Genomic DNA, 14,996 nt, shown 5'->3' with positions numbered 1-14,996 from the left:
ACGGCGTCGCGAGGGGTGTTTTTCTGACATCTACGCGCGTTACGATGCCGCGAAGCCAACGCCGATCGGGGCGTCCAGGCCCGAGCACTGGCATGGTGCTCACATCAAGCGCCGACAAGGCGCTCAGGTCAGGTGAAGGAGCCTTCCCGTGCGCCGGGTAGCCAAGCTTTCCGCTGCGTGTATCGCCACCGCAGCTCTCGCACTGACTGCCACAGCATGTGGCAGCACCTCCTCCGAGAACGACAGCAGCAGCTCGTCCTCCGCCTCCTCCGGCGGCGGTTCGGGCGTCAAGATCGGTCTCGCCTTCGACGTCGGCGGTCGTGGTGACCGTTCCTTCAACGACTCCGCCGCGCGCGGCGCCGACAAGGCCAAGGCCGAGTTCGGCGGCTCGATCAAGGAGCTGACCGCCAAGACCACCGACACCGAGGCCGACCGCGAGCAGCGTCTGACCGACCTGGCGGACGCCGGTTACAACCCCATCGTGGGCGTCGGCTTCTCCTACGCCACCTCGATGACCAAGGTCGCCGCGAAGTACCCGAAGGTCAGCTTCGGCATCGTCGACTCGGTGGTGGACGCCAAGAACGTCGACAGCATCACCTTCACCGAGGAGCAGGGCTCCTACCTGGCCGGCGTCGCCGCGGCGCTGAAGACCAAGAAGAACCACGTCGGCTTCATCGGCGGCGTCGACGTCCCGCTGATCAAGAAGTTCGAGGCGGGCTTCACGCAGGGCGTCCACGACACGAAGCCGGCCGTCAAGGTCGACAGCCAGTACCTGAGCCACGGCTCGGACTTCTCCGGTTTCGCCAGCCCCGACAAGGGCAAGGCCGCCGCGTCGGGCATGCTCGACAACGGCGCCGACGTCATCTACTCGGCGGCCGGCTCCTCCGGCAACGGCGCGATCGAGGCCGTCAACGGCGTCAAGGGCGCCTGGGCCATCGGCGTGGACTCCGACCAGTACAACATCCCGGGTCTGGCCAAGTACAAGGCCTCGATCCTGACCTCGATGGTCAAGAACGTCGACGTCGGCGTCTACGACTTCGTCAAGTCCGTCCACGACGGCAAGCCGCTGACGGGCACCAACAACTACTCGCTCGCCAAGAACGGTGTCTCGCTCGCCACCAGCGGTGGCTTCATCGACGACATCAAGACCCAGCTGGACGCGGCGAAGCAGAAGATCGTCGACGGTTCCATCAAGGTCAAGACCACCCCGTGACCTGATGGTCGCTGCCTGACCCCGGGTCGACGAGGGGGGTGCACGACTACCCCCTCGTCGAGCCATAACAATGTGTCAACTCTACGCGTGTAGCACGGAGTTGCCGCGCTAGCGTCGCCGACGCCTGCCCTCCCCACGCAGCCCCTTTCCCCGAGGAGAGTGCGCCATCAACGCGTCCAGCCCTCCCGCTGCCGTCGAACTGCGCGGCATCACCAAGCGATTCCCCGGCGTCGTCGCCAACCGCGACATCGACATCACGGTTCGCACCGGCACCGTCCACGCCCTGTGCGGTGAGAACGGCGCCGGCAAGTCCACCCTGATGAAGATCCTTTACGGCATGCAGCAGCCGGACGAGGGCACCATCACCGTGAACGGCGACCAGGTCACGTTCAGCAACCCAGCCGACGCCATCGCACGCGGCATCGGCATGGTGCACCAGCACTTCATGCTCGCCGACAACCTCACCGTCCTGGAGAACGTCGTCCTCGGCGCGGAGAAGCTCCACGGCATCGGCGGCAAGGCCCGGGCGAAGATCAAGGAGATCTCCGACGCATACGGGCTGAACGTCCGGCCCGACGTCCTCCTGGAGGAGCTCGGCGTCGCCGACCGCCAGCGTGTGGAGATCCTCAAGGTCCTCTACCGCGGCGCCAAGACCCTCATCCTCGACGAGCCCACGGCCGTCCTGGTGCCGCAGGAGGTCGACGCCCTCTTCGACAACCTGCGCGAGCTGAAGGCCGAGGGCCTCACCGTCATCTTCATCTCCCACAAGCTGGGAGAGGTGCTGTCCGTCGCCGACGAGATCACCGTCATCCGGCGCGGCACCACGGTGGGCACGGTCGAGCCGGAGAACACCACCACCAAGCAGCTCGCCGAGCTGATGGTCGGCAGCGAACTGCCCACGCCGGAGACCGAGGAGTCCACGGTCACGGACGTCCCGCTGCTGAAGCTGGACGGGCTGCACCTGACGCAGACGGACCTCGACGGCGTCGAGCGGATCATCCTCGACGACATCTCCTTCACCATCCACAAGGGCGAGGTCCTCGGCATCGCCGGCGTGGAGGGCAACGGCCAGTCCGAGCTGGTCGAGGCGATCATGGGCATCCGAGCCCCGGACGCCGGCGTCATCAGCCTCGACGGCGCCGACATCTCCCGCGTGCCCACCCGCAACCGCCGTGAGGCAGGCGTCGGCTACATCCCCGAGGACCGCCACCGCCACGGCCTGCTCCTCGAGGCGCCGCTGTGGGAGAACCGCATCCTCGGCCATGTCACCGAGCGGCCCAACTCGCGCGGCCAGCTGCTCGACATCAAGGCCGCCCGCACCGACACCGAGCGCATCGTCCAGGCGTACGACGTCCGCACGCCCGGCATCGACGTCACCGCCGCCTCGCTGTCCGGCGGCAACCAGCAGAAGCTGATCGTCGGCCGCGAGATGAGCCACGCGCCCAAGCTCCTCATCGCCGCCCACCCCACCCGCGGTGTGGACGTCGGCGCGCAGGCCGCGATCTGGGACCACATCCGCGAGGCGCGCCGCGAGGGTCTGGCCGTGCTGCTGATCTCCGCCGACCTGGACGAGCTCATCGGGCTCTCCGACACCCTGCGGGTCATGTACCGCGGCCGGTTGGTCGCCGACGCCGATCCCGCCACGATCACCCCCGAGGAGCTGGGCTCCGCCATGACGGGTGCGGCCACCGGCCACCTGGAGCACGCAGAGGACGACGCCCGATGAAAAAGCTGACCGCAAGGATCGACAAGGAGCGGCTGCTCCTCGGGGTCGCGGCCCCGCTGCTGGCGATCGTCACCGCGCTCGTCGTCACCGCCCTGGTCATCCTCGCCACCGGCAAGAACCCGGGCTCGGCCTTCAGCGACATGCTGACCTACGGCTCCGCGAGCGACAGCCAGGTCTACATCCTGAACAAGGCGACGACCTACTACCTGGCGGGTGTCGCGGTGGCCATCGGCTTCCGCATGAACCTGTTCAACATCGGCGTCGACGGCCAGTACCGGCTCGCCGCGTTCGTCGCCGCCGTCCTCGGCGGCGCGCTGACCGTGCCCGGCTGGATCGCGATCCCGCTGATCATCCTGTGCGCCATGGCGACCGGCGCCCTGTGGGCGGCCATCGCGGGCATCCTCAAGGTGACCCGCGGCGTCAGCGAGGTCATCTCGACGATCATGCTGAACTCGATCGCCACCGCGATCATCGCCTACCTGCTGCAGCCGGGGAAGCTCGCCGAACTGCAGAGCGGCGGCACGGTCGTCTCGACCGACCCGCTGCCGAAGTCCTCGTACTTCTTCAGCATCGACACCGGCGCGGCCGGAGTGCTGTGGGGCTTCATCGTCGTCGCCGTCCTCGTCGGCGTCGCCTACTGGTTCGTCCTCGGCCGCACCCGGTTCGGCTTCGACCTGCGCACCGTCGGCCAGTCCGAGAGCGCGGCCACCGCGAGCGGTGTCTCCGTCAAGAAGATGGTCGCCACCAGCATGGTCATCTCGGGCGCCGTGGCCGGCCTGATCGGCATGCCGACCCTGCTCAACGACAGCCACCAGTTCAGCAACGACTTCCCGTCGGGCATCGGCTTCACCGGCATCGCCATCGCCCTGCTCGGCCGCAACAACCCGGTCGGGATCGCGCTCGGCGCACTGCTCTGGGGCTTCCTGGAGCGCACGACCAACCACCTCGAGTTCGAGGGGTACGACAAGGAAATCCTCGGCGTCATCCAGGGCGTCATCGTGCTGTGCGTCGTCATCGCCTACGAGCTCGTCCGGCGTTACGGCCTCAAGCGCCAGCAGCAGCGGGTCGGCGCCGAGCTCGCCGCCCAGGCCGCCGCCCCGACCCAGAAGCAGGAGGTGGCGTGATGACTGCCACGATGACCGACACGCCGCCCCCCGCGGCGCCCAAGGCGGACACCGGCGGCCGGTCGGGCCGCTCGGTCGGCCGGATCCTCACGATCATCGCCGCCGCGCTGGTGCTCGTCGCCGTGGTCCGCATCATCACCGGCGCCAACCAGCTCACCTCCGAGGGCCAGATCTCGGCCGCGCTCGGCCTCGCCGTGCCCATCGGCCTCGCCGGTCTGGCCGGCCTGTGGTCCGAGCGGTCCGGTGTGGTCAACATCGGCCTCGAGGGCATGATGATCCTCGGCACCTTCGGCGCCGGCTGGATCGGCTGGCAGTCCAACCCCTGGCTCGGTCTGCTGTGCGGCGTCGGCTTCGGCGTCCTCGGCGGCCTGGTGCACGCGGTCGCGACCGTCACCTTCGGCGTCGACCACATCGTGTCCGGCGTCGCGGTCAACCTGCTGGCGCTCGGCATCACCCAGTACCTCGCGAAGCTGTTCTTCTCGGAGGGCAAGCCGGCCGAAGCGGGCGGCAACCCCAAGCAGTCCCCGCCCGTGGAGTCGCTGCCCCACATCGACGTGCCCGGCCTCTCGGACGCCCTCCAGTCCGTCGAGAAGCACCACTGGTTCCTGCTCTCCGACATCGCGGGCATCCTCGGCGGTCTGGTCACCGACCTGTCCGTGGTGACGCTCCTCGCCTTCCTGCTGTTCGTCGGCAGCTGGTGGCTGCTGTGGCGCACCCCGTTCGGCCTGCGGCTGCGCTCCTGCGGTGAGAACCCGATCGCCGCCGAGTCCCTCGGCGTCAACGTCTACAAGTACAAGTACGCGGCCGTGGCCGTCTCCGGCGGCCTCGCCGGTCTCGGCGGCGCCTTCCTCGCCCTGGTCACCTCGCACACCTACCTCGAGGGCCAGACCGGCGGCCGAGGCTACATCGGCCTCGCGGCGATGATCTTCGGCAACTGGCGTCCCGGCGGTCTGGCCATGGGCGCGGGCCTGTTCGGCTACTCCGACGCGCTGCAGCTGCGCAACGGCGGCGAGACCGTCCACGCGCTGCTGCTCCTGCTGGTCGTGCTCCTCGCGGGCCTGGCCGGCTGGAAGCTGTACCGCAAGGCGCACTGGCAGGCCGGGATCAGCCTCATGGTGGCCGCGCTCGTCCTGGTCTGGTACCTGTTCACCGACGAGGTCCCGAGCGACTTCGTGGGCGCCACCCCGTACGTCGTCACCCTGCTGGTGCTGTCGCTGTCCGCGCAGCGGCTGCGCATGCCCAGGGCCGACGGCATGCGCTACCGGAAGGGCCAGGGCAAGTGACCGCGGCCGACGCCGTCGACTGGGAGGCGTTGCGCGAGGTGGCCCGCGAGGCCATGTCCCGCGCGTACGCCCCCTACTCCGGGTACCCGGTCGGTGTGGCGGCGCTCGTCGACGACGGCCGGACCGTGTCCGGCTGCAACGTCGAGAACGCCTCCTACGGGCTCGGCCTGTGCGCCGAGTGCGGGCTGGTCTCGCAGCTGCAGAACACCGGCGGCGGCCGGCTCACGCACTTCACCTGCGTGGACGGCCGCGGCGAGGTCCTCGTCCCGTGCGGCCGCTGCCGCCAGCTGCTGTACGAGTTCGGCGGTCCCGGTCTCCTGCTGGAGACGCCGGCGGGAATCCTGCCGCTCGCCGAGATGCTCCCTCAGGCCTTCGGCCCGGGCCACCTCACCAAGTGACTCCCGCGCGGCCCCTCTGACCCCCGCAGAGGGGCCGCGCACTTTCTCCCCCCGCCTTCTCCCCACGTCTTGTCGCACCACCGTGCACCACCGTTGCATCACCGGAAGGAAAGCCATGGCCATGGACGCCGTCTCCGTCATCCGCACCAAGCGGGACCGCGGTGAGCTCAGCGACGAGCAGATCGACTGGGTCATCGACGCGTACACCGGCGGTGAGGTCGCCGATTACCAGATGGCCGCCCTCAACATGGCCATCCTGCTCAACGGCATGAACCGCCGCGAGATCGCCCGCTGGACGGCCGCGATGATCGCCTCCGGCGAGCGCATGGACTTCTCCGCCCTGTCCCGCCCGACCGCCGACAAGCACTCCACGGGCGGCGTCGGCGACAAGATCACGCTGCCCCTGGCCCCCCTCGTGGCGGCCTGCGGCGCGGCGGTCCCGCAGCTCTCCGGACGCGGCCTCGGCCACACCGGCGGCACGCTGGACAAGCTGGAGTCGATCCCGGGCTGGCGCGCACTGCTCTCCAACGAGGAGATGCTGTCCGTGCTGGACGGCACCGGCGCGGTGATCTGCGCCGCGGGCGACGGGCTCGCCCCGGCCGACAAGAAGCTCTACGCGCTGCGGGACGTCACCGGAACCGTCGAGGCCATCCCGCTGATCGCCTCGTCCATCATGTCCAAGAAGATCGCCGAGGGCACCGGCTCGCTGGTCCTGGACGTGAAGGTCGGCACCGGCGCCTTCATGAAGACCATCGAGGACGCCCGTGAGCTCGCCTCGACGATGGTGGGCCTCGGCACCGACCACGGTGTGAAGACGGTCGCCCTGCTGACGGACATGTCCACCCCGCTCGGCCTCACCGCGGGCAACGCCCTGGAGGTCCGCGAGTCGGTGGAGGTGCTGGCCGGCGGCGGCCCGGCGGACGTCGTGGAGCTGACGATCGCCCTGGCCCGCGAGATGCTCGACGCGGCCGGCGTCAAGGACGCCGACCCGGCGAAGGCGCTGGCCGACGGCTCGGCCATGGACGTCTGGCGGCGCATGATCGCGGCCCAGGGCGGCGACCCGGACGCCGCGCTGCCCGTCGCGAAGGAGCAGCACGTGGTGAAGGCGGGCGCCTCGGGCGTCCTGACCCGCCTCGACGCCTACGACATCGGCATCGCCGCCTGGCGCCTCGGCGCGGGCCGCGCCCGCAAGGAGGACCCGGTGCAGGCGGGCGCCGGCGTCGAGCTGCACGCCAAGCCCGGCGACACGGTCACCGCCGGCCAGCCGCTGCTCACCCTGCACACCGACACCCCGGAGCGCTTCGCGTACGCGCTCGACGCGGTGGACGGCTCCTACGACGTCGCCGCCCCGGGCACCCCGTTCACGGCGTCCCCGGTCGTGCTGGAGCGCATCGCCTGACCTGGCCTTACCTGACCCAAGTTGCCCGCGCCCTTCGACGTCGTCATCGACACCACCGAGTTCCCCGCCGAGTAGGCACTGCCGCCGCTGCCGATGAGTCGGGGCGGTGCGCACGGTCTACCGATCGTGGAAGCGACGACACCCCCCGTGCTCACCCTGACCGGCCCCGTCACCCCTGGGCAGGCGGCAGGGCTGGGCGACGCCGTGCGCGCGCTGCTGACCGGCGCCGAGACCGCGGTCGTCATCTGCGACGTCGCCGGGATCGGGCCGCCCGGGCTCCTCACCGTCGATCTGCTGGCGCGGCTCCAGCTGGCCGCGCGGCGGGCCGGGGGCCGGATACGGCTGCGCGGCCCCGGCCCCGAGCTACGCGCCCTGCTCGACCTCGTCGGAGTCCCCGTCGAGGTGGAGGGGGAGGTCGAAGAGGGGGAACCAGCGCTGGGTGTCGAGGTAGAAGTGGAACCCGGTGAGGCGGCCGTCTGAGATCTCCAGGATCTGGACGGCCCACGGCGTGAACCCGCCCTTCTCCGGGTCCGGCTTGTACTGGGCGAACCCCGGCAGACCGTTGACCTGGACCGGCAGCAGTCGCGAGCCCTCGCAGGCGGAGCCGAGCGTGGTCATGAAGCCGGTGATGTCGTCGTGCCCGGTCAGCCACAGGTCGAAGGGCGGCATCGTCATGACGGCGTCCTCGTGGAGGAGGGCCGTCAGCGCCGTCATGTCATAGCCCTCGAAGGCCGCCACATAGCGGTCCAGGAGCTTCTGCTGCTCCTTGTCGAGCGGGTCCGACACCGCCGCGTCCGCGCCTGATTCCTTCCGCTCGGACAGCGTGGCCCGCGCCCGCTGCAGCGCGCTGTTGACCGAGGCGACGGACGTGTCCAGCAGCTCGGCGACCTCGCTCGCCCGCCACGCCAGCACCTCCCGCAGGATCAGCACCGCCCGCTGCTTCGGCGGCAGCTGCTGCAGCGCGGCCATGAACGCGAGGCGCACCGACTCCTTGGCGACCGCCGCCTCGGCCGGGTCCTCCACCGTCGGCAGCACGCGGGCGTCGGGCATCGGCTCCAGCCAGGTGTGGTCGGGGCGGGGCGAGAGCGCGGCCCGGGCGAGAGGGGTGGGCCCGGAGAGGTCCATCGGCCGGGCCCGCTTGTTGCCGGCCGTCAGCATGTCCAGACAGACGTTGGTGGCGATCCGGTACAGCCAGGACCGCAGGCTGGAGCGGCCCTCGAACCTGTCGTAGCTCCGCCAGGCGCGCACCATGGTGTCCTGCACCGCGTCCTCCGCCTCGAAGGAGGAGCCGAGCATGCGGTAGCAGTAACCGGTCAGTTCCGTCCGGTGCTTCTCCAGAGCGACGTCGAGGTCCGTCGTCGTCGCCGTGCTGTCGCCCATCGTCCAACCCACCCCTGTGGCCGTCCTGTCACGCGTCTTCGCGCCCAGCACTTCGGAAGCTACCGCAGCCCACTGACAATGGCCTGCCGAGTCGGTGAAAGCGCAGGTGGGACGCCCCGTCCGGGCCCTCGCGACCGCCGCTCAGACCAGCTGCCTGACCGACATCAGCAGGTGCCGGTGGCTCTCCGGCGCGTCCGCCGCGCTCAGCAGCGTCCGCTGGCCCGTGCCCAGCAGTTCCATCCGCAGCCGCGTCGCCCCGAACGACGACAGCGCGTCCAGGAGATACGCCGGGTTGAAGGCAACGGTGACGTCCTCGCTTGCGGTCAGCCGGGCCGGCAGCCGCTGAGCCGCCACGTCGTCGCCGTATCCGGCGCGCAGCAGCACCGACTCCGCCGAGAAGTCCAGCCGCACCGGGCTGTTCGTCTCCGCCACCACCGCGACCCTGCGCACGGCCTCCGTCAGCGCTGCGCACTCCACCTCGGCCGCCACGGCCTCTCCCATGTCGAACAGCTTCCCGTACGACGGCAGCCGCCCGTCCAGCGGCCGCAGCACCGTCCGCATCCGCCCGCCGCCGAACCCGACCGGTCCGCTCCCGGCAGCCCCGTCGAGGCCGATCCGCACGGTCCCGCACCGCGCGAGCGACCGGGCCGCGTCCAGCAGCCGCCGCGCCGGCAGCAGCGCCTCCACCACGCCCCCGCCCGCCGCGTCCGGCTCCGCCTTCCACTCCAGCCGCCGCACCGCGTACCGGTAGCGGTCCGACGCCGACAGCGTCATCTCGTCGCCTTCCAGGCGCAGTTGGACGCCGGTCAGCACCGGGAGGGTGTCGTCGCGGCCCGCCGCCACCGCCACCTGCGTGACGGCGGTCGCGAACGCGGCCGCGTCGACGGCGCCGTACGCCTGCGGGGGAGCGGGCGGGGAGGGGTACTCCTCGTGCGGGAGGGTGGACAGGCCGAAGCCGGTGCCGCCCGCCTGGACCGTGAACCGCGTCCCCTCCAGCGCACAGCTCACCGGCCCGTCCGGCAGCACCTTGCAGATGTTCAGCAGCCGCCGCCCGAGGACGAGCACCCGGCCGCCGGTCCCGACCTCGGCGTCCGCCTCGATCCGCGCGGCGGTCTCGAAGTCGAACCCCGACACCGCCAGCGTCCCCGACGACGCCTCCAGCACCAGGCCGCCCAGCACCGGCACGGGCGTGCGGGCGGGCAGTGCGCGGGCCGCCCACCCCACGGCCTCGACGAGATCACCGCGGTCGATCCGGAACTCCATGGACGAGAACCCCCTGTGCCAGAAACCGGTCAGTGGTCGCGGAGGCTATCCGCGACCACTGACAACGGGCTCTGAACAGGGACGAACGCGAACGAGGGGCGGTCAGGCGGCCGCCGGCGCCTCCCGGCGCGCCGCGCGGGTGCCCGCCACCGTGATCGCGACGACGCCGAGCACCGCGAAGAGGCCGACGCCGACCGTGCCGGACCAGCCGCCCGAGTGGAAGGCGATCGCACCGACGGTGGAGCCCGCGCTGGAGCCGACGTAGTACGCGGACTGGTAGAGCGCGGAGGCCTGGGCGCGGCCCGTGGTCGCGGTCCTGCTGACCGCCGACGACGCCACCGCGTGCCCCGCGAAGAAGCCCGCCGTGATCAGGACCAGGCCCAGCAGCACCGACGCAAGCGAGTCCGACAGCGAGAGCAGCAGGCCCGCGGCGGTCGTGCCGCCCGCCAGGTACAGCGCGCCGCGCCGCCCCAGCCGGCCGACCAGCCGGCCCGCCGTCGACGCCGACACCGTGCCCACCAGGTACACCAGGAAGATCGAGCCGACGACGCCCTGGGGGAGCGAGAACGGCTCCTCCGTCAGCCGGTACCCGATCACCGTGTACACGCCGCCGAAGACGGTCATGAACAGCGCGCCGATCGCGTACAGCCGGCGCAGCAGCGGGTCGGCGAGATGGCCGCGGACGGTCCGGACCAGGACGCGGGGCGCCAGGGAGCCCGGCGTGAAGTGGCGCGGCGCCGGCAGCAGCAGCCGGAAGGCGACCGCGCAGGCCACCGCCAGTGCGCCGATCACGCCGACGGCGATCCGCCAGCCCCACTCCTGCGCGACCCAGCCGGTGATGACCCGGCCGCTCATCCCGCCGACGCTGTTGCCGGCCACGAACAGACCGATCGCCGTGACCAGCGCCTTCGGCCGGACCTCCTCCGCGAGGTAGGCCGTGGCCGAGGCGGGGAGCCCGGCCAGCGCCGCGCCCTGCACCGCACGCAGCACGACCAGCCAGCCCAGCGAGGGCGCGAACGGGACCAGCAGGCCCACGCCGACCGCGACCGCCAGCGAGGCAGTCATCACGGTGCGGCGGCCGTAGCGCTCCGACAGGGCGCTCATCGGCAGGACGAACAGCGCCAGTCCGCCGGTCGCCGCCGCGACCGTCCAGCTCGCCTGACTCGCGGCCACCCCGAAGTCGCCGGAGATCAGCGGCAGGAGCGCCTGCGTGGAGTACAGCAGGGCGAAGGTCGCCACACCGGCGAGGAAGAGCGCGAAGCTCATCCGGCGGTAGCCGGGGCCGCCGGGGGTCAGCCGCGCGTCGGAAGGGGCTGCGGAGACGGCGGCGGGGGCGGTGGCGGTCGAGCGGGCGGGCGAAGCGGCGACCACGATCGTGGACGCCCCGGTACTGGCGGGAGACATGTCTCGAACCTACGGACGGTCCCGCTGATCCGTCCAATGCATGGACTCGTCATAATCGTTCCCATGGTGCATCAGCAGAGGTCACAGACTCGCCTGTCACCGTCCGGTGACACAGAAGACACCACCGACATGGCGAGGCTGCTCGCGCCCCGGCTCGCCTACTTCGCCGGGGTCGCCCGCACCGAGCACGTCACGCGCGCCGCTCAGGAGATGGACGTCCCTCAGTCGACGCTGTCCCGCGCGATGGTGCGGCTGGAACAGGATCTCGGCGTCGATCTGTTCGCCCGCCGCGGCCGCACGGTCTCCCTGACCCCGGCCGGCCGTACCTTCCTCGCCTCGGTGGAGCGCGCCCTCGCGGAGATCGAACGGGCCGCCGACGAGGTCCGCGCCGACGCCGATCCGACGGCCGGCAAGGTCGCGTTCGGCTTTCTGCACACCATGGGCGCGGAGACCGTGCCCGGGCTGCTGCACGCCTTCCGCGCCGACCATCCGCGGGTGCGCTTCAGCCTCGTGCAGAACTACGGCGAGGCGATGCTCGAAGGGCTGCGGGCCGGCGAGCTGGACCTCTGTCTGACCTCGCCGGTCCCGGACGCCCCGGACCTCGTCGCCCGCAGGCTCGACGAGCAGAAACTGCGCCTGGTCGTCCCGGCCGACCACCGCCTCGCCGCCCGCAGGAGGGTCCGCCTCGCCGAGGCCGCCGAGGAGGCCTTCGTGACCCTGGAACCCGGCTACGGTCTGCGCCGCATCACCGACGACCTGTGCAAGGAGGCGGGCTTCCGGCCCCGGGTCGCCTTCGAGGGGGAGGAGGCGGAGACGCTGCGCGGGCTGGTGGCTGCGGGTCTGGGCGTCGCCCTGCTGCCGCCGCCGGCCGTGGCGCGTCCCGGCGTGGTGGAACTGACGGTCACGGCCCCGCGGGCGGCCCGTGAGATCGGCGTGGCCTGGCTCGACGGCCGTCCGGACACCCCGCCGGTGGCCGCCTTCAAGAAGTTCCTGCTCTCGAGACGGGGCAACCTGCTCCCGTCCTAGGGCGGACACGGCAGGACACGGCAGGACACGGCCCAGGCGTGTCGACCACGACGGGGCGCCCGCCGGTGCTGCGGCGTCCCGTTCCTACCGTCGCCGTAACGACTTCCCGAAACCGGCTGCCAGCGGCATGCGCAGGCCCAGCGGGGGCGGCGCCGCGAGCGCGTCCTCGACCGGGCGGGAGAGGGCCTTGCCGAACAGCACGCCCATGACGAAGTCCTCGGCGAGGGCGTGGACTTCGGCGCGGTACTGGTGCAGCCCGTGGCCGTCGGAGTGCACCTCGAACCGGCACACGTCCCGGTTCGCCTTCTTGGCACGCGCCGCGAGCCGGAACGACAGCTCGGGGTCGCAGCGTTCGTCCTTGGTGCCGTGCACGAGGAGCACCCGTCGTCCCACGAGGTGCCTGACCGGCTCGGGTGGAGCCGCCATGTCCTCCTCCGGCAGCCACGGGGCCATCGCCAGAACGGAGTTGACGGCGTCGTGGCCGCCCGCGTGCAGCGCGGCCCGCGCGCCCATGTCGACGCCGGCCAGACACACCGGGACGTCCCCGTACCGCCGTACGATCTCGTCGGCGGCCCAGGCGGCGTCGGCCGCGAGATGCGCCTCGCTGCCGTTCCAGCCGCGGTAGCGGTAGTGCACCGCGTGCACGGCCAGCCCCTCACCGGCTCCCGCCCGGGCGAGTCTGCGCCCGAGGCCACGGACGGAGGCGGCCGCCCACAGGGCGGACGGTCTGCGGCCGGAGACCTCCTCGCCGGCCGGGAGCAGCAGCACCGCTCCGCTCACCGCCGTCGGCTCCGGGCCGAGCGCCTTCCCCAGCCGGGCCGTCCGAACCGGCGTCAGTTCCTGTGCCATGGCAGAACAGTGTCAGAAGCAGTGGTGTACGCCACCTGTCTGCGCGGTCACCGTTACATATCGGCGGAGTTGTACAACGCGCGATCTACGCGCGTAGGAGTTAGAGTGCCGAAATGACGAGCCAGAGCATCCAGGCGGGCATCACCCCGAGTCCGGACCAGATCCGGCGGGCGCCCAAGGTTCTGCTGCACGACCACCTCGACGGCGGGCTGCGCCCCGGCACGATCGTCGACCTCGCCCGGGAGGCCGGGTACGCCCGCCTTCCCGAGACGGATCCCGACAAGCTCGGCCTCTGGTTCCGGGAGGCCGCCGACTCCGGCTCCCTGGAGCGGTACCTGGAGACCTTCTCGCACACCGTCGGCGTGATGCAGACCCGCGAGGCCCTGGTGCGGGTCGCCCGCGAGTGCGCCGAGGACCTCGCCGAGGACGGCGTCGTCTACGCCGAGGTGCGGTACGCGCCCGAGCAGCACCTCGACGGCGGACTGACCCTCGAGCAGGTCGTCGAGGCCGTCAACGAGGGCTTCCGGGAAGGGGAGCGGGCGGCGCGCGGCAACGGCCACCGCATCCGCGTCGGGGCCCTGCTGACCGCCATGCGGCACGCGGCCCGCGCGCTGGAGATCGCCGAACTCGCCAACCGCTACCGGGATCTGGGCGTCGTCGGCTTCGACATCGCGGGCGCCGAGGCCGGCTACCCGCCCACCCGGCACCTCGACGCCTTCGAGTACCTCAAGCGCGAGAACAACCACTTCACCATCCACGCCGGCGAGGCCTTCGGGCTGCCGTCCATCTGGCAGGCGCTGCAGTGGTGCGGCGCCGACCGGCTCGGGCACGGCGTGCGGATCATCGACGACATCGAGGTCGCGGACGACGGCTCGGTGAAGCTCGGGCGGCTCGCCTCCTATGTCCGCGACAAGCGCGTCCCGCTGGAGATGTGCCCCAGCTCCAACCTGCAGACCGGAGCGGCCGCCTCCTACGCCGAACACCCCATCGGGCTGCTGCGCCGGCTCCACTTCCGGGCCACCGTCAACACGGACAACCGTCTGATGTCCGGCACCAGCATGAGCCGGGAATTCGAGCACCTGGTCGACGCATTCGGTTACACGCTCGACGATCTGCAGTGGTTCTCGGTCAATGCTATGAAGTCAGCATTCATTCCTTTCGATGAACGACTTGCCATGATCAGTGACGTGATCAAGCCCGGTTACGCCGAGCTGAAATCCGAATGGCTGTTCCAGCAAACCGCGTCCACCAGCGGTTCTGTGGCAACGGAAAGCTGAGTGGGAAATCTTGGGCGTACGAAATGCGGGCGGGTGTTCACCAACCGTCCGCATTTCGATGTTTGCCGCTGACCCCGTCCCGTGTTTACGGTCGAGAACCGCTCAGTTCCCCGTATCCCATTCGAGGACGCATTCATCATGAAGCAGTCTGCTGCCAAGACCCTCGGCGTCGCCGCTCTCGGTGCCGCCTTCGCCGCCGTCGGTGCGGGCGCCGCGAACGCCGCCCCCGCCGTACCGGACGCCACGCAGGCCCTGGACGGCATCACCCGGACGCTGCCGGCGGAGAACGTGACCCAGGCGCTGCCCGCCGCCGGCCAGGTGCTGACGCAGGCGCAGCCGGCGCTCGGCGCCGGCCTGACCGCCGCCCAGCCGGTCGCCGGGAAACTGCTCGCCGAAGGCCCCACCGCGCCCGTCTCCGGGCTGCTCGGCGGTCTGCCGCTGCAGGGCCTGCCCACCCACGGCCTGCCGGTCAACGGGATCCCGCTGGGCTGAGCGGCGCCGCCCGCCGCACCCACCGCAGACCCGTCACGCCGTCGGGGCGTGCCCATACGTACTCCATGTACGGCCTGCGCCCGGTCGTGGAGATGCAGTTCGACGCCTTCGCCTATCCGGCGTTCGAGCAGCTCATCAGCCATGTCGCGCGCATGCGCAACC

14 protein-coding genes are annotated in these 14,996 nt (G+C 71.3%); 10 read left to right on the top strand and 4 right to left on the bottom strand.

The annotated features are described in order from the left end of the window. Positions 1 to 148: 148 nt before the first annotated feature. The 7 genes from ACN6LD_RS31520 to ACN6LD_RS31490 all read left to right on the top strand — a co-directional run bounded on the left by ACN6LD_RS31520 (position 149) and on the right by ACN6LD_RS31490 (position 7,623). Entirely contained in the window at positions 149 to 1,213 is a 1,065-nt protein-coding gene (locus tag ACN6LD_RS31520; protein WP_319192710.1) for a BMP family lipoprotein, read from the top strand. 166 nt (positions 1,214 to 1,379) lie between these two features. Then, positions 1,380 to 2,939, top strand: a complete 1,560-nt coding sequence (locus tag ACN6LD_RS31515; protein WP_319192720.1) for an ABC transporter ATP-binding protein — start codon at positions 1,380 to 1,382, stop codon at positions 2,937 to 2,939. Further along, complete coding sequence (locus tag ACN6LD_RS31510; RefSeq protein ID WP_319192709.1) at positions 2,936 to 4,063, top strand: ABC transporter permease; 1,128 nt, start codon at positions 2,936 to 2,938, stop codon at positions 4,061 to 4,063. Before ACN6LD_RS31515 ends, ACN6LD_RS31510 begins: the two co-directional genes overlap by 4 nt. Then, entirely contained in the window at positions 4,063 to 5,346 is a 1,284-nt protein-coding gene (locus tag ACN6LD_RS31505) for an ABC transporter permease (protein WP_319192708.1), read from the top strand. Before ACN6LD_RS31510 ends, ACN6LD_RS31505 begins: the two co-directional genes overlap by 1 nt. Further along, positions 5,343 to 5,744: a cytidine deaminase gene (locus tag ACN6LD_RS31500; RefSeq protein ID WP_445044981.1), complete on the top strand. Its 402-nt coding sequence runs from the start codon at positions 5,343 to 5,345 to the stop codon at positions 5,742 to 5,744. Before ACN6LD_RS31505 ends, ACN6LD_RS31500 begins: the two co-directional genes overlap by 4 nt. Before the next feature lie 115 nt (positions 5,745 to 5,859). After that, on the top strand, positions 5,860 to 7,143 hold the full coding sequence (locus ACN6LD_RS31495) for a thymidine phosphorylase (RefSeq protein ID WP_319192705.1): 1,284 nt from the start codon (positions 5,860 to 5,862) through the stop codon (positions 7,141 to 7,143). Between the two features lie 93 nt (positions 7,144 to 7,236). Beyond that, positions 7,237 to 7,623, top strand: a complete 387-nt coding sequence (locus tag ACN6LD_RS31490) for an STAS domain-containing protein (RefSeq protein ID WP_319192704.1) — start codon at positions 7,237 to 7,239, stop codon at positions 7,621 to 7,623. On the opposite strand, the gene ACN6LD_RS31485 is transcribed toward ACN6LD_RS31490, so the two are convergent. The 3 genes from ACN6LD_RS31485 to ACN6LD_RS31475 form a co-directional block, all read right to left on the bottom strand. Further along, entirely contained in the window at positions 7,507 to 8,523 is a 1,017-nt protein-coding gene (locus ACN6LD_RS31485) for a sigma-70 family RNA polymerase sigma factor (protein ID WP_445044980.1), read from the bottom strand. The genes ACN6LD_RS31490 and ACN6LD_RS31485 overlap by 117 nt on opposite strands. Before the next feature lie 141 nt (positions 8,524 to 8,664). Further along, positions 8,665 to 9,786, bottom strand: coding sequence for a DNA polymerase III subunit beta (gene dnaN / locus ACN6LD_RS31480; RefSeq protein ID WP_445044979.1), 1,122 nt, complete (start codon positions 9,784 to 9,786; stop codon positions 8,665 to 8,667). Positions 9,787 to 9,888: 102 nt separating this feature from the next. Next, on the bottom strand, positions 9,889 to 11,190 hold the full coding sequence (locus tag ACN6LD_RS31475) for an MFS transporter (protein ID WP_319192700.1): 1,302 nt from the start codon (positions 11,188 to 11,190) through the stop codon (positions 9,889 to 9,891). 63 nt (positions 11,191 to 11,253) lie between these two features. Between ACN6LD_RS31475 and ACN6LD_RS31470 the strand changes: the two genes are divergently transcribed. After that, complete coding sequence (locus ACN6LD_RS31470) at positions 11,254 to 12,216, top strand: LysR family transcriptional regulator (protein WP_319192699.1); 963 nt, start codon at positions 11,254 to 11,256, stop codon at positions 12,214 to 12,216. An 84-nt stretch (positions 12,217 to 12,300) separates the two neighbouring features. Here the strand turns inward: ACN6LD_RS31470 and ACN6LD_RS31465 are convergent, their stop codons facing one another. Then, positions 12,301 to 13,065 (bottom strand): prolyl oligopeptidase family serine peptidase, encoded by a 765-nt coding sequence (locus tag ACN6LD_RS31465; protein WP_445044978.1) that lies wholly within the window; start codon positions 13,063 to 13,065, stop codon positions 12,301 to 12,303. A gap of 113 nt (positions 13,066 to 13,178) precedes the next feature. Here ACN6LD_RS31465 and ACN6LD_RS31460 point away from each other — a divergent pair, with 113 nt between their 5' ends. Together ACN6LD_RS31460 and ACN6LD_RS31455 are read left to right on the top strand one after the other, a co-directional pair. Next, positions 13,179 to 14,342, top strand: a complete 1,164-nt coding sequence (locus tag ACN6LD_RS31460) for an adenosine deaminase (RefSeq protein ID WP_319192696.1) — start codon at positions 13,179 to 13,181, stop codon at positions 14,340 to 14,342. Positions 14,343 to 14,480: 138 nt separating this feature from the next. Continuing rightward, positions 14,481 to 14,834: an ATP-binding protein gene (locus ACN6LD_RS31455; RefSeq protein WP_307045433.1), complete on the top strand. Its 354-nt coding sequence runs from the start codon at positions 14,481 to 14,483 to the stop codon at positions 14,832 to 14,834. The last annotated feature ends 162 nt before the right edge of the window (positions 14,835 to 14,996 follow it).

This window comes from Streptomyces sp. SAS_272 (assembly GCF_052543235.1).
The sequence above is the reverse complement of the archived record's forward strand: the minus strand, read 5'-3'. Positions and strand labels throughout refer to the sequence as shown.

Coding starts and splice junctions, on each gene's coding strand:
- ACN6LD_RS31510 (WP_319192709.1), top strand. CDS start 2,936: ATGAAAAAGCTGACCGCAAGGATCGACAAGGAGCGGCTGCTCCTCGGG.
- ACN6LD_RS31505 (WP_319192708.1), top strand. CDS start 4,063: ATGACTGCCACGATGACCGACACGCCGCCCCCCGCGGCGCCCAAGGCG.
- ACN6LD_RS31495 (WP_319192705.1), top strand. CDS start 5,860: ATGGCCATGGACGCCGTCTCCGTCATCCGCACCAAGCGGGACCGCGGT.
- ACN6LD_RS31490 (WP_319192704.1), top strand. CDS start 7,237: ATGAGTCGGGGCGGTGCGCACGGTCTACCGATCGTGGAAGCGACGACA.
- ACN6LD_RS31485 (WP_445044980.1), bottom strand. CDS start 8,523: ATGGGCGACAGCACGGCGACGACGACGGACCTCGACGTCGCTCTGGAG.
- dnaN (WP_445044979.1), bottom strand. CDS start 9,786: ATGGAGTTCCGGATCGACCGCGGTGATCTCGTCGAGGCCGTGGGGTGG.
- ACN6LD_RS31475 (WP_319192700.1), bottom strand. CDS start 11,190: ATGTCTCCCGCCAGTACCGGGGCGTCCACGATCGTGGTCGCCGCTTCG.
- ACN6LD_RS31470 (WP_319192699.1), top strand. CDS start 11,254: ATGGTGCATCAGCAGAGGTCACAGACTCGCCTGTCACCGTCCGGTGAC.
- ACN6LD_RS31465 (WP_445044978.1), bottom strand. CDS start 13,065: ATGGCACAGGAACTGACGCCGGTTCGGACGGCCCGGCTGGGGAAGGCG.
- ACN6LD_RS31460 (WP_319192696.1), top strand. CDS start 13,179: ATGACGAGCCAGAGCATCCAGGCGGGCATCACCCCGAGTCCGGACCAG.
- ACN6LD_RS31455 (WP_307045433.1), top strand. CDS start 14,481: ATGAAGCAGTCTGCTGCCAAGACCCTCGGCGTCGCCGCTCTCGGTGCC.